A 25236-nucleotide genomic window follows, 5' to 3' on the forward strand; every position below is an offset into this window, starting at 1 on the left:
GAAATAAAGCTGATGGTTTGGTTCATGATTTTTTGCTCTTTGAGTAATCAGAATGATGATAAAGCTATTGTTTTTTGATCAGGATCGTCAGCAGTTCTTAGCTCGATCATTTGCATCGTATAGACAAAGTCTTTCATTTCACTACACTCTTTTTCTAATTGAGCTTTGGACAAGTCTGTACGGACATTTTTTTCAGTGTGAGCAGTATAAAAAGCATTGGTATATCCCATCTTCAATCGTTCTATTATCGGCAGATCTTCTATACAAGCATGAAGCAGCCCAGCATAGAACGCTTCTTTGACACCGCCAAAAGAAAGGATCGGCTTATCGATTTCTTTGAACGTAAATATCCGGCTTGTTCCCCCCGCAGCTCCCATCACTACAGTTTTATAGTCTTTGCTGATCAAGACACTTTCAGCACCTTTTTTTAAATAATAATCTGCAGCCTGCTGAAGATCTTGCTCATTTTGAATGTCACACTGTGTATCTGTTTCTGCGTCATTTGATAAGGCAAACAAATGAATACCCGTCAAGTCATGTGGCAAATGCTGCATTTTATGGATGGAAACAGTCACAACGACCAAAGGAACCCCACTTTGCTGAGCTACGATTTGCAAATATTCGATCACTTCTTTTGGACAATTTAAGTCTGCGATAATATGTCTAGCTCTTCTCAATAGATGAACTTGTTTCGTCAGCCAAGACACGCTCATTTGTTCATAGATTTTATCTTCAGCCAATTTGGCATCCGCTTGTCCTCTTTCATTTTTCATTTCAATAGACGTTCCTGTTGCTTGTTCTGGGACTTTCATCACATGTGTCGTTTCCATGAAAGGACTAGATGCCTGCTCGATCTGTTGCCATTTCATATCGTCTCCCACAACTGAAAACAGTTCGACCTCTCTTTCCAAACGCCCTAAATTTTCAGCAATATTACGTGCAACGCCCCCTATTTCCTGGGTAACTTCAATTTGGTTCGTCGTTCCTTTTTGGAAAGACCTTTTTAACTGATAGATTTTGTCAATATCTGCGCCTCCAATACAAATCGTTGGCGAAGTATGATTGACGATATAAGCGCGTCCTAGTAAATAGCCTTTTCCGACTAAACGTGAAATGATATTGGCGATAGCTGGACGAGACAATTCTAATTTTTTTGCTAGTTCTTTTTGTGAAATGTATGGATCTTCTTTGACCCATTTTAAAACGGCTGCTTCATTTTTATTCAAATCCATCGTCTTTTCCTTTTCTTTCTTCTGCATAAGTTACATTTGAATGTTTTGAACTAAAGCATTGAGGTTTTCAGCAATTTGTGCCAGTTGGGCTGCACTGCCCGCTACTTCTTCCATTGAACCGGTAATTTGTTGTGAAGAAGCAGATGTTTCTTCCACACTTGCAGCTGACTCTTCTGAAACAGAAGCAATTTCATCAATAGATACATTCATTTCTTGGCTGCTCTTGGCGATATCTGACAAGTTCTCTGTGATGTGTTCGATATTGCCAGCCATTTTTTCAACTGCATGGTTGATTTGACTAAATGTTGTATTGGTTTCGTGGATCTGTTTTGTTCCCGTTTGTACTTCTACATATCCTTCAGTTAATGATTCCGCTACTGCTGAGGATTCTTTTTGGATCGCCTGGACAAAGTTTGTGATATCGGTTACAGACTGAGCAGTTTGCTCTGCTAGTTTTCGCACTTCATCCGCAACGACCGCAAAGCCTTTCCCTTGTTCGCCGGCACGCGCTGCTTCGATCGCAGCATTTAAAGCTAACAGATTCGTTTGTTCTGCCACATCTTTAATGACGGTGACCAACTTAGAGATTTCAGTCGTTTGTTGATTCAAATGCATCATTTTTTCAACAGAATCATGAACGATGCCATCGATTTTAGTCATTTGACTGGAAGAGCGATCCATCAGCTGTTGTCCTTTATTTGCCATTTCTAAGACAGAGCCAGTAGATTGATTGGTTTTCACACCCGCATCGTTAGCCGTATAAACTTTATCTGCAAATGAAATCATCAAAGTGGCCAGCTCAGACGCGCTTTCTGCTTGAGTCTCCGATCCAGAAGCAATTTCCTGCATCGTTGTTGCGATCTGTTCAGAGCCGCTTTTTACTTCGTTGGCAGCTTGTGTTAATTCTTCACTATGGCTAGAAGTCATTTCAGCTAAATTCGCGATTGACATCATCATCCCGCGCAAGCTGTCATTCATATCATTTGCTGAAACGACCATTTGCCCCAACTCGTCTGTTAGGTGTGTTTCTAGTGGTTCTTGGCTAAAATCACCGTCAGCGATCACATGCAGCCTTTCATTAATAGGCTTGATGTGTTTCATGATCGATTTGATAATGAGAAAGGCAAGTACAAACAAGCCCATCACGATGGCAATTGAAATGCTAAAACTGAATAGGTTGTTTCTTTTATTGAGATCTAAAACAGTTTTTCCGCTTGCTTTGGTTTTTTCACTTTTTTCATTTGCTAAGTAAGTTAAGCTATCCATTAATTCATCACTCAATGGCTGAATCTTTTCTCTTAACAGCTGTTCTGCTGCTATCGTGTCATTTTTTTCCATCAAATCCAGTAAATTGTCTGTTAAAGTTCCCCATTCTGCTTTTTGTGCCATCACATCACTAACCCAAGAAGAATCTGAATGTTTGGAAATATACTCTTCCAAACGCATATCTTGGTCTTTTCCTTTATTAAAAGACGTTGCAAAGCTTTCATCTCCTGAATAAATATAGCTTTGCAAATAACTGGTACGTTGCGCCATGTCATTAGCCAGTTGAAAATCAGCGACAAGTAAAGGTTGTTCATTTTCTACTATGTAAGTCACTCTGTCTTTCATGCTGTTCATAGCCGTTAAGTTAAAAAAGCTTAATCCTAACACCATTAAAATAATGCCTGTAAAACCTGCTATCAGCATGCTTTTAACACTTTTAAAATATATCCTTTTCCTCCATTTCTTTTTGTCTTTTGGCAACTCTGTACTCATTTCCATATCTAAAACTCCTTCTTTCTTGCATCTTGCTTTTTTGAATAGATCTATTTCATTAGCTATATCGGTAGTGATCTAAAAAGAGTTAAGCTTTTTAAAACAAAAGTTTTCTTTTAGAGCTGGTCCTTTTGGTTTTTAGTTTGTTATAGTAGAGAAAAGCAAAAAAGGTTTATTTATCAGGAAAAACAATATGTAAAAATGAGGGGAAAATATGAACATCTATATCGACGCCGACGCTTGTCCAGTAAAAGATATTGTGATTGAAGAAAGCCAGCTTCAACAATTACCCGTTACTTTAGTGACCAGTCTTCCGCATTATTCGCAAAAGATCTTGCCCAAAAACGTAAAAACGATTTATGTTGACACAGGTGCTGATGCAGCAGATTATCGCATCATGCAGCTAGCGAAAGAAGGCGATCTGATTATTACACAAGACTATGGATTGGCCTCCTTGGCACTAGGAAAAGGCTGTATCGTTTTGCACCACAAGGGATTTCGATATACACGCGACAATATTGATGCCCTTTTGCAGCAACGTTACTTTAGCGCGATGGAAAGAAAAGGAGGCAAACGTACAAAAGGACCTAAAGCTTTTACCGAAGCCGATAGAGAAAAATTCCGTGCACTTTTAAAAGACACGCTCGCTGAATCATAGCTAGAAAAGATAGTAGTTATCAACTTTTAGCTTGTAAGCAAGACGACTAACTACTTATCGGAAGCTGATGAACAACTTGAGAATGTAATGAAGTTTGATTTTCTTATTAATCCTAGTTATGAACCAACTCGAGGGGCAAAACTTATTTGAGTTGGTCATTAAATCCAGTTATGAACCAACTCGAGGGGCAATGCTTGTTTGAGTTAGTCATTAATCCCAGTTATGAACCAACTCAAGGGGCAATGCTTGTTTGAGTTGGTCATTAATCCCAGTTATGAACCAACTCGAGGGACAATGCTTGTTTGAGTTGGTCATTACTGATCCTTATTGATCCTTATTGACCATTTACAAAGGTAAGGTAAGCGCGAGGCTATGCCTTTCTTCATCTCTTTTTGCTTTAAAGAATAACTGCCCTGAACGAAGCACTATAATCAAACGAAACTGCTGCATGTTTACTAAAGTGTGGACGAACAAACAGCAACTTACTTCCTGCTCTTGACTTATAACAAGACGAATAAACAAAAAAAACTCATTCTCCATTTATGCTTTCTACAACAAACACAAATGAGAATGAGTTCTATTTTTTAATTTCTTGGTGTTCCGAATAATTGAGTGGTATAAAGGATCTTTCCGTCATAATAGACACCGATCCCTACTTCTTCAAAGTCTTTTTGAACCATGTTTTTATAATGCCCCGGACTGTCTACCCAACCGTTAAACAGAAATTCAGCCATTCCTTCTTCATCCAAATAATAGGTGCCCATGGCTAAGTTTTCTCCAGCCATCAAATAAGGATAAGCCAAACCTTTTTCCTCAAAAACCGTAAAAGCGTCACCGCCATTGGGTCTTGTATGGGAAAAAGAAGTCGCACTTTCTTTTGCACGGACATCAGCAGCTTTTTTCAACTGTTTGTTTTTCGTGACCGGCTGTACACCTTTTTCTTCACGCAATTCGTTCAATAATACAAAAATTTTGTCTTCTACCTTTTTGTAATCAACAGCATCATCTTTTTCATTTGTTTCGCTATTGGTCTCTTGGGTTTCTTCACTGTCAGCAGGTTGTTCATGCGTTGGCGGCTCTTCAGGCGTCTCTATGACTGGCAATCGATCCCATTCTTCAGGAACAGGCACTTTTTCAACGACCCAGTCTAAGCCTTCTCCTATAAAGGTGTGGTCCAAAAGATGCACCGCATGGAGCCAATAGCCAAAAACGATCGATACAGCAATCATCATCAAGCTTGCCAAGAATTTTTTCATTCGATTTTCCTTTCTCTATTTCAGCCAATGAGTATCTTCTACAGTTTACCAAAATTTTATAGATTTTTGTTAAGATTTCTCTATTTTGACTAGCATTTTTAGGAGCCTCGAACAACAATAGAAAGGCTAATGGCTTTTACCCAAATCATTTTGCAATGCTTGATAGAGCTGCTGCGTTTCGGCTTCATCTTTGTTGGTATAATAATAGTCTTCGTCTTGAGTGGTGATTTTTAAAATCGGTTTTGACGAGCGATCAACATACAACACTGCACGTTTATTCTCGACTTTAAAAATACCCGTTAAATAATCATCCGTAGCCATACCATTGATTCGGATGCGAGTATTCGGCAAATCTTCAAGCAATTCAACGGACTCCATTTCAACAAATGGAATGCTTGATGCCTTTGTCAAAGGAGCGTTCAAGGTAACTTGATCATCCGTTAAGGTGTAATGCAATTGATTTTCCCCAAAATCAAATAAAAATAGTGGAAAAGTCGTTCCGATCAAAATAACCAGCACGCTGACCAGTGTGATCACACTAATGATTTTCCCAGAACGTTTGCCTAAGTTAATAGACAAATTCATTCCCAGACGATCTGGAACCATCAAACGGGAATCATCAGGATTGATATACATGCCGTATTTCCAGTATTGGTCTTCACCGTTGTAACGGTAACTCGTCGTTTCCTCAAGCAGGACATCTTGTTTTTTTCGCAAACGGAAGGTCAAATAGAACGTGAACAGTGAACCTGCTAACAGCAACAATAAGAAGCCCACCATCAGCACCGAACTGAGCCATGCACTTTTGACCAATGTGACAAAAGGAATCAATAAAGTAGGAATAAACAAATAACTCAGCATAACCATCATAAATGACCATGCATGTTTTGTCAGGTTGTTGTACTGTCGGTTGGTCTCCTGATCATCGGTCAATGCTCTGACAGGAATACGGGTAGTAGCATAATAGCCAGCTGCAAATACTCCCCACAGCAAGACGAAGGTGCCTAAAAGTGTCCAGCTGATCGTGCTGCTGCCAAATTGGAAAAAGCTGAAAGCCAATACAGCGCCAGCTATCAGCAAGCTCCCAATCAACCAAGCAACGGGCACCAATTTTTTATTTTTTTCAACTGTTAGTTTTGTGTCTACAAGCACAGGTGCAACTTGTAACAGCCAATCTTGTTCAATCAGCAGTTGCCGCATTTTATGAATATAGAAGATCTCACATCCGTACAAAGCTCCGATGGAAACCACCAACAATAAACTGAAACTAGCCATCACAATTGAATCATAGGATACAAATAATAGCGGCAGTGTCAGCACTGAAAGCGCACCTGCAATCTTTAACAAATTGTTTTTATAAGCTTTTCTTAATGCAGTCACTTTTGGCTCATCCAGTTTGTCTTTTGGCAAAGTATTTTCTAAAATAATATTTTTATGCGGGTTTCCAGGAATGCGTAAGATTAACGCCAATAAAAAATAGGTTCCGATCAAAATCCAGATCACAATGTTCATACTGATTCATCCTTTCTAAACTCAGTAAATAAATTAACGACATCTTTCACCATTTCTTCTGGTGTTAGACCATGAATCGCAGCCTCTGCTGTCAATAAGGCTAGTTGCTGCTGGTACTCACGAGCAAAAGAGTCGGTTTTCTTAGGATAAGGTGCGACTTGCGTTCCTTTCCGTCGATCAGTCAAAAGATATCCTTCTTTTTTCAATACGGTATAAGCTTTAGAAATAGTCATCATATTGACGCCTAATTCATCTGCTAATTGTCTGACGGAGGGCAACGACTCTGCCACCTTTAAATCTCCTTGAGCGATCCCCAAAATCATTTGATCACGAATCTGTGTATAAATGGGGGTTGCAGATGTTGTATCGATCTCCAAAAGCATGTTGACCCCTTCTTTCTCTTTTTACAAACTTCTTTTGTATTACTTATTATAATACAAGCAATGCAATGTGTAAACTGAAGATGAGACGATCTCTTTGAATAGGAAGCCTAACAAAAAATCAGATGAAACATCCCCATGGGATATTTCATCTGATTTTTTTTATTTTTTACTTACGGTACATTCAATCGAACTTTTTTAGTTCGTTTATCAACTAGACTTCTGCTTTTTCTTTTAAAAGAAGATTTAAAACGAGTGCTACGATTGTTCCAGCTGAAATACCAGATGAAAACAAACCATTTAAAATGCCCGGCAATCCAGCTACGACTTCAGGGCGGAACGTCACGCCTAAGCCAATACTGATAGAAGCAGAAACAATCAATAAGTTACGATTATTGAATTTGACGCGAGACAAAGATTTGATTCCTGCTCCGGCAACCGTTCCAAACATCAAGATGCCTGCACCTCCAAGAACTGGCAGCGGCATAATGGAAATGATCGTTGCCAACTTAGGAAAGAAGCTCATTCCGGCAAGGATCACTCCAGCAGCAATGGCTACGACACGAGAAGCATTTCTTGTCAATGGAATCAAACCAGCATTTTGACTAAAGGTTGCTACTGGTCCTGAACCCAATGCAGGTCCGATAAAAGAACCGAAACCGTCTGCACGCACACCATTCGCAATGTCTTCGTCTGATAATGGATGCTGTGTCACTTCTCCGATCGTTTGCATCACACCGACCGTTTCAATCACGGTAACCAAGTAACCCGCCACAAACGGAATCGCAAAACGGAGATCAAAATTTACGCCGAATTTAAAGAGACGTGGAAAAGCAAACCAATCAGCTGCTGCGATTTGGCTGAAATCAACCATTCCTAGTGGTATACAGACCAAGTAACCAACTACGATACCGATCAAAACGGCTGCTGGTCCAATGCGCTGGCTGCCATAATGATTCAGTGCAATAATAATCACAAAAACAAGCGTTGCAATAGCTAGATTGATAGGAGAACCAAAGTCAGCCGCTCCTGCTCCGCCTCCTACCCAATCAAAAGCAACTGGCATCAACGTCATGCCCATCAGCGCAATGACTGTTCCAGTAACAACGGGTGGAAAGAACTTCATCAGTGGTTTTACAAAGTAACTTAATCCGATTTCTAGCAATGCGCCTAACATCGTACCGCCAAAATAGCCGGCGATCCCGCCGCCCATTGTATTGATCACAGCATTTGCAGGAGCTACGAAACCAAAATCTGTTCCCATGATGGTCGGTACCCCAGCACCGATCCGAAAACCTTTAGGTCCAATACCTTTCGACTGGATGATTGAAACGATTCCTGAAACAAACAAAGCAGTACTGATCATATAAGCTGTATCTGCCACACCGAATCCTGCCATTCCCGCGATGATCAATGGAACAGCTACTAGACCGCCAAACGCCGTCAGTACATTTTGAAAACCAAGAATAGTAGTGGTGAAAAGATCAGGCTTATCATCTATATGATAGGTTAGTTCCAGCCCATCTTGTTCTCTTTCTCTTCTTTCCGTTACTTGCTGCAGCTTTTTTCTATCGATTGCCGAAAGCGATTGGCTCAGCTTCTCTTCCACAATAATCCTCCTAAACACGAACAATAATTTTAACCAATTAATTATCATTCGTTTAATTTGATAGATTTATTATACTGACACCCTTATAGATTGTAAAGCTAATAACGATATTTATATTAATTCTTTTTGTTATTGTTCGTGTTTGTGTCAAAAAGCTGTTTTGCTTCGTTCATTTTAAGATGTGCGACTTTTTTATCCCTTGTTGTTCATCTTTCAGCAAAACCTTCTTCTCTATTGAGCTTTGTAAAGTGTTTTTTGGTATCTGCTAGTACGAAAAAAAGGTATACTAAAGATGAAATAAAATTCTATCCGACATGAGGAGGAATGATGATGAAAATCATTCAGTCGATTCAACAAAAATTCCAGAGTTTGATCCTTGCCGGAAGTCGTTACCCGCTGACTTTACTTTTTCTCGTTGTATTGACCGTTTATTCAGCGATGCTCATTGAAACCAGCAATTTCGACAATGAAAAAACATATATGACTTTACTGGTGGGGACCATGTTGAGTGTGGTTGCCCAGCAAATATATGAACGCTTCTTTTCAAACTTAACAGAACGTCTGCTGCTAATGGGCGGCGCACTTCTATTGACTATGCTTTTTTATTTCCTGCTGCCAAATGAAACGTTTAGTTTAGAACTGTCGATCAAAGTTGGCGTGATCTTGTTTGCCCTCTTCATCGCCTACATCTGGATCCCTACGATCAAAAATCCAGTTCCTTTCCATGCCAGCTTTTTATCAGCCTTTCGTGCTTTCTTTATCACACTTTTATTTACACTCGTATTGACTGCGGGCAGTTATTTCATTTTAGGCGCCATGAATGTTCTCTTATTCGATGTTGACGGGAAGGTTTATACACATGTTTTTAATGTCGTGGCTTCTTTATTCGCGCCTCTTTTCTTCTTATCTTTTACGCCTCCTTTCTTAGGAAAGAAAGACGCTGATTTATCAGAAAAACAAAAAGCGGCACGAAAACAAAGAATAGATGAAGCAACCACTGTTTCAAATATGCTTAATATTCTGCTTTCTTATGTCGTCATTCCTTTATCTGCTGTGTTTACCATTATTCTTTTTGTTTATCTATTGCTTAATATTCGGGGCAGTTTTTGGACGGATAATTTACTTGAACCGATGCTGGTCTCCTATGCAATCGAAACGATCCTTGTTTATCTGTTGGCTTGCAACTTGCAAACTCCTGCAGCGAACTGGTACCGCAAAAATATTCCTACGATTCTGATTCCCATTGTGTTGCTGCAAACCATTGCATCCATTTTAAAAATCAATGAACTGGGCGTAACACATGGTCGCTATTATGTCATCTTGTTTGGTTTCTTTGCTGTCGTTGCTGGTTTGATTTTCAGTTTCCTACCGCCGCAGAAAAACGGTTGGGTTGCTGCGTTACTATTGATTTGTTCGGCTATTTCTATCATGCCGCCAATCGATGCCTTTACGGTCAGTCGGAACAATCAGCTTCATCGCCTAGAGAGCACTTTAAAAGACAATCAAATGCTTGTAGACGGGAAAATTCAACCTAACAGCTCGATTTCTACTCAAGATAAAGAAACCATCATCAAATCTGTCGATTATCTTCAGCAGATGGACGAGTTATCTACGGTCGCTTGGCTGCCTGATACATTGCTGACAAAAGATAAATTTAAAGACACTTTTGGTTTTTCTTATTCAGGTGAACACACTGGAACGGCTGCTTCTCAGCAAGTTTATTTGAATAACAGCGAATTTTTAGCCATTCCAGTCAATGGTTTTGATTATGTGACTTCCGTTTACCTTTCTCAAGACAACGGCAGTAAACAGCAGTCAGAAGAGCTGCATTTTTCTTCTGATGAAACAACATATATTTTAGAGATGACACCTGCAACATCTTATTATTCTTTCGCTCTTTATAAAGAAACAAAAGAGAATAACCAGCCGCTGCTTGAAGTTGATCCAACAGAAGCTTTCGACTCCCTTTTAGCTAGCTTTAGTGAAACATCGATGACGTTAGATGAAGCGACGACCAAAGTTTACGAAAATGAGCAAGCACGCCTTCAAATTATCGTCCATTCCATTAATCTTTCTACAGATCGTGTTTATTTAGACTTGTATCTTCTGATCGATATCAAATAGAACATATGAAACAGTCTATTGTGATAGATAAAAAAAGACCGAGATTTTTTCTCGGTCTTTTTGGTCTATCAGTTTTTGCCTTCTATCACAAAGTCGCTGGTTTCATCCGTGGTAGAAACAATGTAGAACCCTTCCTCTTGGGACCATTCTGCATATACGATCGATTCTAAAGAGAAAAAACCTTCTTCCTTCAGACGATCTCTTAACCAATCTTCTCCTAAACCGTTGCTCTGAAGCGTCTTCTTCTTTATTTTTCCTGCTTCAACCAAAAGAATCGTTATAGTCATGTTTTCATCTGATTGTTTAGCAACACTATAATTTCCGTTTGCTTCTAACACAAGATGCTGAGCATTTTTTAACGAAAAGCAGCTTTTTTCTCTTAACATGGCGCGCATTTGTTCCATTTCAATGTGATTTTCGTTGATTTCTTCTATATTGAGCTTTCCATCTTTGATCAAAACAGAAGGCGTTCCTTTTAACCATCTGCTGGCTTTTCGGCTTTTTTGGACAACTCGTTCGATCAAGTAGATCATGGCTGCCCAAAGAATAGCTGCAATGGCGATATGTCCAATATTTGCTTCGTCTCGATACATTGCAGAGCCAAGGATACTGCCAAGAACCAAGGTATAGAGTAAATCAAAAGGGGTCACTTTGGATAAAGCTTTTTTTCCAACCAGCCGAGCCACAAGGAGCAGCACAACCAGTCCTAATATCAACTTTATGATCATGCTGACAAGCACTTGCAGCCCTCCTCTAACGTTCCTTCATTTTTTTAACAAGAGCGTCATTTAGCTAAGATCAAAAAGAGTATTGAAAATCTCTGACATGACTGGATGAGTGATCACTTGGTCGCGTAAATACGTATAAGGAATATGATTGTCCATAGCCATTTTCATCATATTGACGAGCTCATGGGCTTGATCACCAAATAAAGATACACCTAAAATCTCCTCATTTTCCTTATTTACTACAGCCTTATATAATCCGCGTTCATCGTTGATCACATTTGATCGAACGGTGGATTTGACCGGAACGATATTTGTCAGAAAAGTGTAGCCCTTTTCGTTGGCTTCCTTTTCTGTAAGTCCAACATGTGCTACCGGCGGGTCTATAAAAATCGCATATGGCACGTGTTTGCGTTCCGATAGTTTTCGCGTACCGTTTCCGAGCAAATGATCGAGTACAAGTGCGGCATCATCGGTTGTAATATAGGTAAATTTCAGTTTCCCTCTGACATCCCCCACTGCATATACTTTTTCAGCCGTTGTTTCTAGTTGTTCATTTACTTTGATTCCGCCTTTTTCATCCACTTCGATATCTGTTGCTTCCAAGTTCAACTCTGCTGTTTGCGGTTTATGTCCAGCAGCTACTAAGAGCGCCTCAAAAGAATAGACTTGTCCATCGCTGGTTTTCACTTCTACTCCTTCCTTACTATTGCTGACTTGTTCGCTTTCAGCATTCAACTGAATACGAATGCCTTTATCTTCTAGCACTTTTTGAACCGCCTCAGCAATTTCCGGCTCTTCATGTTCCATAAATGAATCGCTGCGTTCTAAAAGCGTGACTTTGGCACCAAGCGTTGCATAAATAGAAGCAAACTCCAATCCGATGTTTCCTCCGCCAATAATGCCGAGTGTTGCAGGCAGATGGTCCAGTTCTTGCAAAGTTGTGCTGTTATAAACATGATCAGCTTCTTTTAAGCCATCGATTGGCGGCATATTCGGCACAGAACCCGTATCAATAAAAATATACGTTCCTTCTAGTTCATATGTTCCGTCTTTCGTTGCCACTTCCACTACATGATTGGATTTAAAAGAACCGATTCCTGTATAAACATCCACATATTCGTTATTTTGCATACCGTTGTAATTGTTTTCTCGGTTATGTGCTACTACTTGGTCGCGCCGTTCTTTCACTTTTTCATAAGGATGCCCTTCTTTGGCATCATGATCCATCAACTTAGTTGGAATACATCCAATATTGACACACGAACCGCCGTACATCTGATCGTTTTTCTCGATCATTGCGACTTTCCATTTCTTTTTGGCTAAGTCTCTTGCTATCTTATGCGCCCCTTGTCCAAACCCGATCGTGATTGCATCGTATTTCATGGTTTTTCCTCCATTCCTTTCTAAACATTTATTGAAGCCTCTTGCTTTAGTTTAACACCCTTAGAAAGAAAGGAGTAACGATTGCTTTCGGGCATGTCGTAAGGGTTCTCTTCATGCAACAAAACAGAAGAAGCGAAAAACATTGCTTGGTTGGATAGGCGATGGGGATTCATTTGAACGTTGCAAAAAAAGCCAAGACGATTTGTCTCAGCTTCTGAAAAATGCCGTTATTTGTTTTTAAACGAGCAGCAGGCCGTCTAAGTCTAGTACCTCTATCTTTTTCTTCGGTTTTTGACGAATCAATCCTTTGTCTTCGAGATCTCCTAGTTTGCGGCTGATCGTTTCAGGGGTCGTTCCCAAATAAGACGCCAAATCTTTTTTAGACATCGGTAAGGTGAAGGAACGCCCGCTCGCTTCAGCGTCTAGACATTCGGCTAAGAAAGAAGCGATTCGAGTTTCAACGGATTCTGTTGAGAAGCGTGTCGCTTGCTTTTCTGTTTCATCAATACGGCTAGATAATTCTTGTAGGATCTTCAATGAAATAGTTGGGTATTTGACTAAAAAAGATTGCAAATCTTCACGACGGATCCGGCAAACTTTTGTCGCGACCATAGCTTCCGCATAGGATTCATGGGTCGTTTCATTGAACAACGCCATTTCACCGGTGAAGTCGCCGGGGTTTAAAATGCGGACCAGCTGTTCTTTCCCAGATTCTGCTAATCGGTAGATACGGATCTTTCCTTGATTGACGATATACAAAGCATTAGACTCTTCTCCAGCATGATAGATCATTTCGCCTTTTTTAAAAGAAGTGGATTGCGTCGTTACCATGATCTCATCCAACTGCTCATCACTGAGATGGTTAAAGATCGGTACGAGTGAAACACAAGCTTTATGCGTATGAGCCCTTGCATGATCCTGTCGTTCACAGTGATGTGAATGTTTTTCTTCTATTGTCATTTTTTCTGCCTCTCTTTATTAGATGATAGAAATGCTCGGTTCGTCTTTTTCGCTTTTAGGCTATCACGTCTCCATGTAGCTTGCAACAGTCAAGCTGTTTTATTCAAGCATTTAAACGACCAATGAAGTGGAAAAAGCTTCATTCAAAGGAGAGAAAGTACCTCTTTCTCTCCCGTTAAGGTTGATTTGATTATTGTGCTTCTACTGTATGCTGCGTTGGTTGCTGAATGCTTTGCATTTTCTTACGATTGAAGCCGATCAAGCGCATCGCATTCAGGATCACGACTAGAACGCTCGCTTCATGAATAAACATTCCGGCTGCTAAGTGTACATTTCCCATCAGAACGCCTATTAAAAGGACGAATACAACACCTACTGCGATCAAAATATTTTGTTTCATGTTGCGCGTGGTCGCTTTTGACAATGAGTACGCATGAGAGAATTGCATCAGTTTATCAGCCATCAACACCACATCAGCTGTTTCCATCGATACATCTGTTCCGCCTTCGCCCATTGCCAACCCGATATCTGCGGTAGCGATAGCTGGTGCATCATTGATCCCATCTCCAGCCATAGCGACTTGATGTCCATCGGCTTTCAATTGTTGGACAAATGCCACTTTGTTTTCTGGCAGCAGTTCAGCATGAAATTCATCTAGTCCTAATTCAGTTGCGACTGCTTCAGCAGTATGCCGGTTATCACCTGTCAGCATCACGATTTTCTTGATTCCATTTGCTCTCATTTGGCTCAAAGCTTGTTTGGCATCATCGCGGATCTGATCAGCAATGGAGATCAATCCAGCCAGTTCTCCATTAAGGCTGACAAAGATTGCTGAATTTCCGGCTTTCTCACGACTGACAGCATAATGTTCAGCTTCTTGTGGAATCGCGATTTGTTGTGCTTCCATCAATTTACGGTTGCCAGCTGCGATGCTTTGTCCGTTTACAGTAGCGATCAACCCGTTTCCTTTAATCACTTCGCTGTCTTCGATCGTTGCAGCGGATAGATCCATTCCGCGCTGTGTGGCTTCTTTTACGATCGTTTGGCCTAAATGGTGTTCTGAGATCGTTTCAGCTGTAGCGACCAATTGTAACAATTTATCACGATTGGCATTATTGAAGGTGTGGATATCCGTAACTTCCGGTTGCCCCTTCGTCAATGTACCGGTTTTATCAAAAACCAACGTATCGACTTTTGAAAACTTATCCATGATTTCGCCGCCTTTGATCAAGACACCATGTTTTGCGCCATTTCCAATCCCCGCTACGTTTGAAACGGGTGCGCCGATCACTAAAGCTCCTGGACAAGCGATCACAAGGAACGTGATAGCCAAATGCAAATCGCGTGTCACGAGAAGGACCAAGAGAGACAATACCACTACGGAAGGGGTATAGATGTTGGCAAATTTATCCAAAAATTTTTCAGCTTTTGACTTAGATTCTTGAGCTTCTTCTACTAATTCGATAATTTTGGCAAAAGTTGTGTCATCTCCGACTTTTTCGGCAATGATCTCGATATAGCCATTGTCTACGATTGTCCCGCTGAAAACTTTATCCTTTACTGCTTTTGCAGCTGGTACAGATTCCCCTGTGATCGCGGCTTCATTGATCGAAGCTTTTCCAGAAACCACTTCTCCATCTACCGGAACTTTACCGCCAGGTCGGATCACGACCCGATCGCCTTCTTCCACGTCCTCGACAGGAATGACTTCAGTTTGACCATTAGCTCTCATGACAGTTGCTTCTTGCGGTGCCATATCGACCAGCTCTTTTAAAGAAGAACGTGTTTTTTCTAAGGTTTTCATTTCCAGATAGTCTCCAAATAAGAACAAGAAAGTAACAACAGCTGATTCTGTATATTCACCAATGAAGAGCGCGCCGATCACCGCAATACTGACCAATAGATCGATACTGAATGCCTTCATGCGCAACGCTTGAAAGGCTTTGATGAAGATCGGCACACTAGCAATGGCAGTGGCGATGATCAGCATCAAATCTTTAAAAGATTCGTTTCCTACTATCCCTGCAAGAAAACCGATCGCGATCAAGGCACCGGATAGAATAGTAATGTGCTGCTTATGTTGATTAACTGTTTTGATCATTTTTTTCTCCTCCTTCTGTTGAAACAACGATGTTTTGTACTGGATAGCCGATATTGCCAAGTTTTTCTCCAATTTGTTCTGCTTTAATGTCCGTCTCGTAAAAAACCGTACGAACCTTTCCCAAATGGGCAAAAACTTTGATAGATTGGATACCGTTTAGTTGATTCATGTGCTGTTCAATTTGACTTGCACAACCGGCACATGTTAATGACTCAATTTGAAATAATGCTTTGCTCATCTTTCTTTCTCCTCTCTCCTGCTTTCTGACCTTATCTTATCCTGAACACGCACAACTTAAATTGATGCCCGTCAATTTCTTGAAAACTTTTTGCTTCCTTTGTCACGATACTTTTGTTTGTAGGTCATGATCGGTTCAATTGTAATGCACTGAATCCTCATCATTGTTGTTATGGATAAGCGGCAGATTGTCCACACTTCACTCAATCGCGCTTGTCTTACAGTTAAGAAAGCTTTAGTGTAAGGATTTCTGTTAGCTTAGAGCTGTTTCAGCAAACACCATCTATGCTATTCAGTAGAAAATAGCTTGATCTCGATTCTATTGTCACCCAATGTCCGATCAACACAAATTTTGGCGATAAAAAAGATCCCGACTAGCACTAGCCGAGATCTTTGTTCTTTGGTTCTACAATATTTAACGTTGGTCTGTAAAAAATCAATTTTTTAATGCTAAGCTCGTTAGAATCCTATTTCTAGAAATTTCAGGAGGCGCATAGGGCTACTGATAGCCATGAAAAAAGATGCAATGTGAATCACTTAGTGGTAGGCTTTAGCCGTTACACTAAGTTTGAAGCTTGCAAACATTGAGACGCGATTTTCGGCTCAATATATTTTCATGGCTTTCCATCAGTAGTCCATCGACCGGAGGAAATTTCTTTACCAACGTTAAAAGAGGAAGAACCTGTTCTTTGTCTATACAGCTACCGATTAAGAAACTTTTGAGGACAATACAGGATAACCTAAGTTCGTGAGGATCTTGCTCAATTCTTCTGCTTGGATGCTGCTTTCATCAAATTGTGTTTTGACTTTGCCTGAGTTAAATAAAACTTTGACGGACTCTACACCGTTTGTTTTGTTTAAGGTCGTTTCGATCTTTTTGATACATGATGGACAAGTTAATGGTTCTAATTGAAAAACTGCTTTACTCATGTTGAATTCCTCCTCTTTGTAATTGACTACAGTATAAGCTGATCTAGGCGAATAAAACTTGACGGCCATCAAGTTTTACTGATTTAGACAAAAAAGTAGGCAAAAAAAAAGAAACCGGCGATTGGCTCAGTTCCTTGGTCATGATATAACTGTTATTTTACTGCTCTGCAGACGGCTGGCTTTTTTGCGCAGCCTTTCTAGCCGAGGGCGGTTAAAGCGTTGGATCAAAATAAAAGGCACATTAACCAGCAATGCATAAACGATCATCATCCAGCCGGCCCAAAGAGGATTCCATATAAAGAACAGCAAAGCTGGCGGAATCAAAAGCCAGTGCGTCAGCTCCGCTCTTTGTGTTTCGATGATAAACTTTGATAACCCTTGATGATCAACGCTTAAGAGGTGTCTCTTATCAAAGCCCTTCTTAATGATCTGCGTTCCATCTGGCAATTTATTTTTCCAGGAACGCACTCGAAATAGGCGCTGCCATAAAAAGCCGTCTTGTTCCCATCTCTTAGTCTGAAACCATTCAGCATGACGCTCAAAAAAATCGTCTGGTAATAAGCGGGCTATCCAAGAGATGAACAGATGAAAAAAATACCAGGCTGCTATATCCAAGATGACGATCCCAATAGATGGCAATTGGATCAACGGCATCATGCTCCCTCCTTATCAAAGCTTGATGTTACGACCTTTCCATGTAACCGTGCGAAAAAAGTGCGTTTTAAAAAATGACCAACTAAATAATAAGATGAAAAATACAAATAGAAAAGGATAGATGAGCAGCGCCCATAAAGAAAAAGAGCCTACTCGCTTAGCAAATAAATAGCATTGCAAGAAATAAAGAACATACATCACTGCTGCACCAATCAGCCATTGAACAGATCCGACAAATAATGCAGCTGCCAAAAAGCCGCCTGATATGGTGCCGCCGCTGATCCAACAAATGATGCAAAACAATACGAGTGGATGAGTGGAACGAGAAGCTATTGCAAAGTTTTTTGTCCAGCCTTCTACCAGCTGTCGCATACCTTCTGGGTACATACAAAAATGCACCGCTCCTTTGCCCGCATATAAAACGATCGGCAGTCCTTTTTTTTGAAAGCTGTTCCCCAATACAAAGTCTTCCATGATATCTTCTTGCGCCTTTTCATGACCGCCGACCATCATATACTCTGCTTTGCTGCAGAATAAACAGGGTCCAAAAGCGCCAGCTGGTTTAAAGTATGATTTAAATAAAGTAAAAGCATTCATACCGGCTAAAACAAGAATGTTAAATACCGCTGAAAATTGTTCATATGCAGCAGCTACTTGATGATACGGCTGAACAGATAAAATCCCTGTTTGACCTTGTTTTTGGTAAGCATGGACTAAGTGTTCTAAACTATCTGCACGTTCTAAATACGTATCTGCATCTAAAAATAATAGCACCTCGCCTGTGGCTGCCTTAGCGCCTCTCCAACAACCTGCTGCTTTGCCGACTGCCCTTTCATCCATTGGTTTTACAACAACCATAGCGTTAAATTGCCTAGCTATCGCAACAGTCGCATCTTCAGAATCATCATCTGAAACAATGATTTCTTTCGGCTGCAAACGCTGCTGTTTTAATGATGATAGCAGCCGAGGCAGATTATACTCTTCATTTCGAGTAGGAATCACAACTGAAATAGTACATTCTGTTCTTTTTTGCACAACTTTTCGCGGCAAAAACGGAACGCGCCAAAAAGCTAACCATCCTAGTGACCACGCCAATAATATAACAGCCAAACTTCCAATAAGCATGCGTTTTCCTCCTAAAAAAGGCGGCGCCGCCATTTTTTCAACCACTTTAATTGTTCCATTCGATATGGCGGATACTGTTGCGGTAATGCAAATAAAGATCGTTGTGCATAAACAACTCTTTGGCAGCTAAAGGTCTTAAAGCTTGATTGACCATGGTACCGGCCAAAGCCACTCTCTTGCAATCCTCCAAAAGGAATCTCAGGATTGGCTGCAAAACGGATCGCTTGGTTTAAGCTGAACGCTCCGCTGCTTAGCTGCTGCTCTAAAAGATGGACTACTTTTGAATCTTGGCTAAACACATAGGTCACCAAAGGAACAGGCTTTTGCTGCAAGTCTTGTACCAAGGATGTCAGCGAATGATAAGGAATCACCGGTAAGATCGGTCCAAAAATTTCTTCTTCTCCTACAGCACTATCTTTTTGGATGTCTGTTAAAATGGTCGGTGCTAAATAAAGCTTTTCTTCATTAAAAGCCCCTCCATGATAAACATTTCCTTCTGTTAAATAGTCTACTACAGTATTTAAATGTTTTTTGTGGATCATCCTGCCATAATCCCAACTGTTTTGAGGATCTGGGCCATAAAAATCAAGCAGCTGCTGTTTTAGTTGGGCCAAAAATTGTGGATAGATCGATTCGTGGACATAAACGGTATCTGGCGCTACGCAAGTTTGCCCAGCGTTTAAAAACTTTCCCCAAGCAATTTGTCGAACGGTTTCTTTTGAAAGACCAGATGCATCCACAATACAAGGATTTTTCCCGCCTAATTCCAATGCGACAGGGATCAAATGCTCAGCAGCAGTTCGATAAACTTTCTTGCCGATTTTTTTGCTGCCGGTAAAAAAGATAAAATCCCATTTCAGCGTCAAAAGCGCTGCTGCCGTCTCGCTTTCTCCTTCTATGACCGTTATCACTTTAGGATCAAAGTAGCGTGCCAATAATTTTGCTAATACATGACTGACGGCTGAGGCTTGTTCTGAAGGCTTGAGAAAGCAGCTGTTTCCAGCAGCCAAAGCCCCTACTAGCGGCAATAAGGCTAGCTGGACCGGGTAGTTCCAAGGTGAAAGAATCAACACCGCACCATATGGCTCCCAAGAAACTCTTGTCTTCGCTGATCCGCTTAAACTGAAATGTTTAGTACGCTGCGGTTTCATCCACTTTTTCAGTCGACGTTTGGCATAATCGATTTCATTCAAAACAACGGCTATTTCTGAAGTATAACTATCCACAGCTGATTTTCCTAAGTCCTGCTCAAGAGCCGTCATCCACTCTTCCTCATGTTCTATCAACAACTTTTTCAAGCCTTCAAGATGAGCAAGACGTTCAGGATAGGTGCCGCCTTTTGTTTGCAAAACTCGCTCTTTTTGCCGTTCTAACGTCTCCTGCCACTCTTTCTTTTGAGCTGGATCAATCATTGGCTTGTTCTCTTTTCACGATTTTATCTCGTGTCTGCTGACCGCTCAAGGTAACCATTGGCATGCCACCTCCTGGGTTAACCGTCCCCCCGACAAAATATAAATTATCATAACGTTCGCTGTGCTTAGCATGTTTAAACCCATGATTCTTTTTCCGGTCAGAAACTGTTCCATAGATCGCCCCTCGGTCAGATAGATAGTGACGTTGAATGTCTTCAGGTGTCCATTGATTTTCAGTAACGATATGTTGCCTTAAATCGGTTAGTCCCATTTTTTCTAATTTGATCAAAACCTTTTCGCGAAAGTCAGCATATGCTTCTGGAGTAAAGGGACGATCTTGAAGATAGGGAATATGAGGCAAAATCTTGATATTTTCATGTCCTGGTCGTGCCTGTTCCGGATCCGTTTTATTGACATTCACTAAGTAAATGGTAGGATCATCCGGCAGTTCGTGGTGGTGAAAGACTTGTTCAAAATTCTTTTTAGGATCAGCAGAAAAGAAAAAGTTATGATGAGCCAACTGCGGATACAATTTGTCTACGCCTAGATGCAAAACCAAACCTGAGCTGGCTGGTTCAAATGTTTTTTTCAATTTTTGGACAAAAGCTGGATCTTCTGTTAACAGTTCTTTATACGCAGGAATCACTTCCATATTGGAAACAAAGTAATCCGCTTGTATCTGCCTTTGATCTGCTAATACTGCAGCAACGATTTGCTTTTGGTCGTTCGAGATCAACTTGACCACACGCTGGTTTGGATGAAATTGAACACCGATTTCTTTGCCCAACTGTACAATGCCTTCAGCAATCTTTTGCATCCCTCCTGGAACATACCACACACCTTGCGCATGCTGCATATAAATCATCATATTCAATACAGCAGGCGCATCATAAGGAGAAGAGCCTACATATTTGATAAAGTACGCTAACATCTCTTTCAGTTTCGGATGGCTGATGCGTTTTTCAATGCCGTCATACATGGAAGAAAAGTAATCAAAACCTTTGATCGATTCGATCAATCCATGATGGCGGAAAATGTCCATCGTCCCATCCAAGCCTTCTGCAAAATAGCCTTCTTCCGTCAAATCATATAAGCCCTTAGCATACTCTAAAAACGTTTGATATTCTGCCATATCTTGTGCACTAAGCAGCGGATTCTCTTTCGCCATTTTCTCCAGGTCACCATAAAGATCGATATGCATGCCATCTGGAAAAAAAGAACGCCATTCATGTTCTAAGCGAACAATCGGAATATAGTCTTCCATTTTTCGACCACTGCCAGTAAACAGCTTTTCAAATATGTGCGGCATGGTCAAAATAGAAGGCCCCAAGTCAAACCCAAACCCATCTTGTTCTGCTCGGTTCAATTTTCCACCGAGATGATCATTTTTTTCATAAAGGGAAACCTGAAAGCCGCTTTGCGCTAGCGAGACCGCAGCTGAAAGACCACCTAATCCTCCCCCAATCACCACAACTGTTTTTTTCTTGCTCATCCTATTTGCGCCACCCCTCTATTTTGCTCTTTCTGATGATTTTTTGGCTTCATTAGACTGCATTGATTTGTTTCAAAAAATCTTTCGCCTCTTGATAGATGTCCTTTTTTTCCATAAATGAAACTGCATTCCGCTGATCTAAACAATTGTATTGGTTTTTACGTACTGCATTCAGTATACCGCGATAAATATGAGCGGCTGCCAATACAGGCAGACGGCTTTCTTCATCATACAGATAAATATCTTGCTTGAACTGCTCGTATAACGTTTCGGCTCGTTTGGCCAACCTCTCCCATACACGAATAAAAGCAGCATCCGGCTGACCGTTTAACAGCTTTTCAACTGAACAATTTTCTTGCTTGCAGATGCTGATTGGCAGATAAAGGCGTTGGTTCTCTTTTAGATCTTCACCAACATCCCTTAAAATATTGGTAAGCTGCATCGCTGTCCCTAAACGAACAGCACTTGATTCAGCCTCTTTTCCTGCCTTCGCTGCAAGGATCGGCAGCAGCATCAATCCCACCGTTCCTGCGACATAATAGCTATAAGTTTCTAGTTCTTCTAATGTACGCGGGACTGCAAAATCAATATCCATCCGTTGACCTCGAAGCTGGTCATAAAAGGGTCGAATGTTCATTGGATAACGATTGAAGACATCTCTTAACGCTCGCCAAACTGGACTATCTGGTGTCTTCCCCATTTCAAATTGTCTTAATTCTTCTTCCAGCTGGTTTAAGCTGTTTTGTTGTCGCATCCTGCTTTTTTCTTCGTCGACTGTATCATCTGCACGTCGGCAAAAAGCATAAATCGCATATACAGCTTGTGCTTTTTCTTTTGGGAGCTGAGAAAATGCATAATAAAAGCTTTTAGACTGCTGTTTGATCACCTTTTGGCAGTGGCGATAATCTTTTTGCAAGGTTGCTTCAATTGATGAATTCATGACGGCTCCTCCTTATCCGACTTTACTCTTGGTCATCCAACAACAATTCTTCCACAGCGATCTTGGCTGACAGCAAAACGATCGGGACTCCAGCACCTGGATGTGTACTGCTTCCAGTAAAATATAGATTTTCACAATGGGTAGCTTTACTTTGCGGACGAAAATGATTGCTTTGCAGCAAATTAGGCTGCAGACCGAAACAAGCACCATTATATGCATTGAATTTTGATTTAAAATCTTCTGGTGTCATATAAGATTCCGAGACGATTTCTTGTTCAACATTTTCAAAACCTGAGATTTGGCTCAATGTATTCAATACTTTTTGGCGATAATCTTGAATCGTTTCATCTGTCCACTGGTATTGAGCTGTAGATAATTCAGATACAGGAATCAAAACGTAAAGTCCATCTTTTCCAGCCGGTGCTAATGTAGGATCAAGCTTAGAAGCCATATAAACATAAAAAGAAGGGTCCGTCATTTTTCTGCCATCGAAAATCTGATCAATATTTTCATCTAAATCTTCTGAAAAAACAAAATGGTGAATAGGAGAAATTTCGTCATACTGACGGTCCATCCCCCAGTAAAAGATCAAGCAAGAACAGGAGTACTTCATTCGATCGATCTTTTTATCCGTATACTTTCCTTTTGCTTTTGTATCCTTAACCAGGTGCTTCATTGCATATGGAAAATCGGCGTTACACATGACAAAATCAGAAAAAACGGTGCGATCTGCCAGTTTTAATCCGACAGCTTTTTGGTTTTCGATCAAAATCTCTTCCACTGGCGTTTGGTAATGGATCTTCCCGCCTAATTCAATCAATAACTTTTCCATCGCTTCAGCCATTGTATGCATGCCGCCTTTGATAAACCATACACCGTACAGCAACTCGATCATTGGAATAATGGTGTATAAAGATGGCCCATTTTTAGGAGAAACACCGATATATAAAGTTTGAAAACTCAGCATTTGTTGAAGACGTTCATCTTCGATATACTTGCCGATCGAATGACTGGCACTGTCAAACGTTTTCAATTTCAGCGCTTGACGGATAACAGAAGGTTGATAAAAATCCCTTTGTCTGCGGAACGGACGTTGCAAAAAATGATCACGAGCAACAATAAAGCGTTCATAAATGTCTTGTAAGTATTGCAGAAAACCTTGCGCGTCTTTGTCGTTGATGGCTTCCATCGTGCTGATCAATTTTACCAAATCAGAAGAAGCTTCTATGGTTTCCTTTCCTTTATTGAAATGAGAGACATACATAGGGTCTAATCTTTCCATTGGAATGTAATCATCCGGATTTTTACCCGCCAGCTCAAATGGTTCACGGTATAACTCCGGCATCATAACTAGACTGGGCCCTAGATCAAACCGGTAACCATCTTTTTCCACGACATTCATTTTACCGCCTGGCAAGTCCTCTTTTTCAAAAAGTTCAACTGTATAACCGGCATGTTGCAGACGGATAGCGCTAGCTAGCCCAGCAACGCCGGCTCCGATCACGCTAACCGTTTTTTGTTTTTCCATGTTTGTCTTTTCTCCTTCTTTAGCACACACAATATTCAGATTAATTTTTTTCTATGCGATCAAATTCTTCATTCAATCGCTTTAAGTTTTGTAAAAATAGCTGTCCATCTATACCGGTCGTATTGCAACTCTTGATTTCTTGCAAAATGCTGAGAGAAATCGCTCTTTTTTGTTCATGCGCTTTCTCTGTCAGACATACAAGTGTTGCTCGTTTATCTTTAGGAGAAGGTACTTTCTTGATCCATTTTTGCGCTGTCAGTCGATTCAACATCGGGTTCAATGTACCGATCGAGATAGCTAAGCGATCACTGATCCGCTTAATATAAACGTTATCTTCTTCCCAAAGTGCCAATAAGACCAAATATTGTGGAAACGTTAATTGAAAAGGTACCAGTGCTCTTTTGTAAAGCTTAGAAAAACCATTCGCTGCTTTATAGACTTCAAAACACAATTGATCGTCCAATGAACGGTTAAAAAGATCTTCTTCCACTGCCGTTTACCCCTCTTTATGCTTATTCTTTTTCTGTATCCATTTCTTTTAATGATAAGACCCCATCTTGCATGAGGTAGACTTTATCACATTGCTGAATCAAACGTTCATCATGCGTGACCATAATCGTCGCCTTCTGTTTATTTTTGGTTTCTCTAGCCAAAATGTCGACGACTTCAAAAGCTTTTTCTGAATCCAAACTTGCGGTCGGTTCATCCGCTAATATAACGGAAGGTTCATGGTACAAAGCACGGGCGATTGCCACCCGTTGACGTTCTCCGCCTGATAAGTCGCTTGGATATTTGTCTTTTAACTTTAAAACACCCAAATCATCTAATAAATGTTCTGCTTTTTCTTGATCCATCTTTACCTTTTTGACTTTGTTCACCAATTGCAGCTGATCTGAAACGGTTAAAAATGGAACCAGGTTGGAAGCTTGCAAAATAAAACCAATTTCTTTGAAACGCAATGCAGCCCGCTTCTTTTCTTCTTCTTCGCTAAAAGGTGCATCCTTGATCTGTACTTTTCCTTCGCTTGGCGTCTGCAATCCGCCAATGATTGTCAATAACGTACTTTTGCCTGATCCACTAGGTCCAATAATGGCTACAAATTCTCCTGCTTCTACTGAAAAATTCGTCTCTTTTAGTGCTTCCACTTTAGTGTGCCCTTCGCCAAAGTGTTTGCGCACACCTTTACATTCAATCAATTTCATTTTTCTACCCCTCTT

22 protein-coding genes are annotated in these 25236 nt (G+C 40.6%); 2 read left to right on the forward strand and 20 right to left on the reverse strand.

The genetic code is table 11. The annotated features are described in order from the left end of the window. Nucleotides 1-47 precede the first annotated feature (47 nt). Nucleotides 48-1232, reverse strand: a complete 1185-nt coding sequence (locus tag BM057_RS00440; protein ID WP_177186133.1) for a PfkB family carbohydrate kinase — start codon at nt 1230-1232, stop codon at nt 48-50. A gap of 30 nt (nt 1233-1262) precedes the next feature. Continuing rightward, nucleotides 1263-2996: a methyl-accepting chemotaxis protein gene (locus BM057_RS00445; protein ID WP_092090731.1), complete on the reverse strand. Its 1734-nt coding sequence runs from the start codon at nt 2994-2996 to the stop codon at nt 1263-1265. Between the two features lie 208 nt (nt 2997-3204). On the opposite strand from BM057_RS00445, the gene BM057_RS00450 reads away from it, so the two are divergent. Beyond that, nucleotides 3205-3648: a YaiI/YqxD family protein gene (locus BM057_RS00450; RefSeq protein ID WP_092090732.1), complete on the forward strand. Its 444-nt coding sequence runs from the start codon at nt 3205-3207 to the stop codon at nt 3646-3648. A gap of 584 nt (nt 3649-4232) precedes the next feature. On the opposite strand, the gene BM057_RS00455 is transcribed toward BM057_RS00450, so the two are convergent. The 4 genes from BM057_RS00455 to BM057_RS00470 all read right to left on the reverse strand — a co-directional run bounded on the left by BM057_RS00455 (nt 4233) and on the right by BM057_RS00470 (nt 8405). Beyond that, nucleotides 4233-4904, reverse strand: a complete 672-nt coding sequence (locus BM057_RS00455; protein ID WP_092090733.1) for a CAP domain-containing protein — start codon at nt 4902-4904, stop codon at nt 4233-4235. A gap of 126 nt (nt 4905-5030) precedes the next feature. Continuing rightward, nucleotides 5031-6416: a PH domain-containing protein gene (locus BM057_RS00460; RefSeq protein ID WP_092090734.1), complete on the reverse strand. Its 1386-nt coding sequence runs from the start codon at nt 6414-6416 to the stop codon at nt 5031-5033. Next, on the reverse strand, nt 6413-6799 hold the full coding sequence (locus tag BM057_RS00465; RefSeq protein WP_092090735.1) for a GntR family transcriptional regulator: 387 nt from the start codon (nt 6797-6799) through the stop codon (nt 6413-6415). The genes BM057_RS00460 and BM057_RS00465 overlap by 4 nt, the downstream gene beginning before the upstream one ends. A 211-nt stretch (nt 6800-7010) precedes the next feature. Continuing rightward, entirely contained in the window at nt 7011-8405 is a 1395-nt protein-coding gene (locus BM057_RS00470) for a uracil-xanthine permease family protein (protein WP_425439003.1), read from the reverse strand. Between the two features lie 330 nt (nt 8406-8735). Between BM057_RS00470 and BM057_RS00475 the strand changes: the two genes are divergently transcribed. Beyond that, nucleotides 8736-10529 (forward strand): DUF4153 domain-containing protein, encoded by a 1794-nt coding sequence (locus BM057_RS00475; RefSeq protein ID WP_177186134.1) that lies wholly within the window; start codon nt 8736-8738, stop codon nt 10527-10529. A 68-nt stretch (nt 10530-10597) separates the two neighbouring features. Here the strand turns inward: BM057_RS00475 and BM057_RS00480 are convergent, their stop codons facing one another. From BM057_RS00480 to BM057_RS00545, 14 genes are all read right to left on the reverse strand, one after another. Next, on the reverse strand, nt 10598-11269 hold the full coding sequence (locus BM057_RS00480) for a DUF421 domain-containing protein (protein ID WP_092090738.1): 672 nt from the start codon (nt 11267-11269) through the stop codon (nt 10598-10600). A gap of 48 nt (nt 11270-11317) precedes the next feature. Then, on the reverse strand, nt 11318-12640 hold the full coding sequence (locus BM057_RS00485; RefSeq protein ID WP_092090739.1) for an FAD-dependent oxidoreductase: 1323 nt from the start codon (nt 12638-12640) through the stop codon (nt 11318-11320). 237 nt (nt 12641-12877) lie between these two features. Beyond that, nucleotides 12878-13600, reverse strand: coding sequence for a Crp/Fnr family transcriptional regulator (locus tag BM057_RS00490; protein ID WP_047392848.1), 723 nt, complete (start codon nt 13598-13600; stop codon nt 12878-12880). Nucleotides 13601-13790: 190 nt separating this feature from the next. Beyond that, nucleotides 13791-15701: a heavy metal translocating P-type ATPase gene (locus BM057_RS00495; protein WP_092090740.1), complete on the reverse strand. Its 1911-nt coding sequence runs from the start codon at nt 15699-15701 to the stop codon at nt 13791-13793. Beyond that, complete coding sequence (locus tag BM057_RS00500; protein ID WP_052181906.1) at nt 15685-15939, reverse strand: heavy-metal-associated domain-containing protein; 255 nt, start codon at nt 15937-15939, stop codon at nt 15685-15687. The genes BM057_RS00495 and BM057_RS00500 overlap by 17 nt, the downstream gene beginning before the upstream one ends. A 707-nt stretch (nt 15940-16646) precedes the next feature. After that, entirely contained in the window at nt 16647-16868 is a 222-nt protein-coding gene (locus BM057_RS00505) for a heavy-metal-associated domain-containing protein (protein ID WP_047392842.1), read from the reverse strand. Nucleotides 16869-17006: 138 nt separating this feature from the next. Continuing rightward, the gene (locus tag BM057_RS00510) at nt 17007-17522 is read right to left on the reverse strand and encodes a glycosyl-4,4'-diaponeurosporenoate acyltransferase CrtO family protein (RefSeq protein WP_047392840.1); all 516 of its coding nucleotides are present in this window, start codon (nt 17520-17522) and stop codon (nt 17007-17009) included. Nucleotides 17523-17537: 15 nt separating this feature from the next. Continuing rightward, nucleotides 17538-18647: a glycosyltransferase family 2 protein gene (locus tag BM057_RS00515; protein ID WP_047392837.1), complete on the reverse strand. Its 1110-nt coding sequence runs from the start codon at nt 18645-18647 to the stop codon at nt 17538-17540. 11 nt (nt 18648-18658) lie between these two features. Next, nucleotides 18659-20059: an aldehyde dehydrogenase family protein gene (locus tag BM057_RS00520; protein ID WP_047392835.1), complete on the reverse strand. Its 1401-nt coding sequence runs from the start codon at nt 20057-20059 to the stop codon at nt 18659-18661. Continuing rightward, nucleotides 20052-21551 (reverse strand): phytoene desaturase family protein, encoded by a 1500-nt coding sequence (locus tag BM057_RS00525; RefSeq protein WP_092090741.1) that lies wholly within the window; start codon nt 21549-21551, stop codon nt 20052-20054. Before BM057_RS00525 ends, BM057_RS00520 begins: the two co-directional genes overlap by 8 nt. A gap of 52 nt (nt 21552-21603) precedes the next feature. Continuing rightward, a complete protein-coding gene (locus tag BM057_RS00530) occupies nt 21604-22491 on the reverse strand; it encodes a phytoene/squalene synthase family protein (protein WP_092090742.1) in 888 nt (295 codons plus the stop codon). A 22-nt stretch (nt 22492-22513) separates the two neighbouring features. Continuing rightward, nucleotides 22514-24019: a phytoene desaturase family protein gene (locus BM057_RS00535; RefSeq protein ID WP_047392827.1), complete on the reverse strand. Its 1506-nt coding sequence runs from the start codon at nt 24017-24019 to the stop codon at nt 22514-22516. Nucleotides 24020-24059: 40 nt separating this feature from the next. Then, the gene (locus BM057_RS00540; RefSeq protein WP_092090743.1) at nt 24060-24509 is read right to left on the reverse strand and encodes a MarR family winged helix-turn-helix transcriptional regulator; all 450 of its coding nucleotides are present in this window, start codon (nt 24507-24509) and stop codon (nt 24060-24062) included. Nucleotides 24510-24531: 22 nt separating this feature from the next. Further along, nucleotides 24532-25221 carry an ABC transporter ATP-binding protein gene (locus tag BM057_RS00545; RefSeq protein WP_092090744.1) on the reverse strand — a complete coding sequence of 230 codons (690 nt, stop codon included), beginning with the start codon at nt 25219-25221 and terminating at the stop codon, nt 24532-24534. Nucleotides 25222-25236 lie beyond the last annotated feature (15 nt).

It is taken from the genome of Pisciglobus halotolerans (assembly GCF_900113675.1).
Taxonomy (GTDB): Bacteria; Bacillota; Bacilli; order Lactobacillales; family Carnobacteriaceae; genus Pisciglobus; species Pisciglobus halotolerans.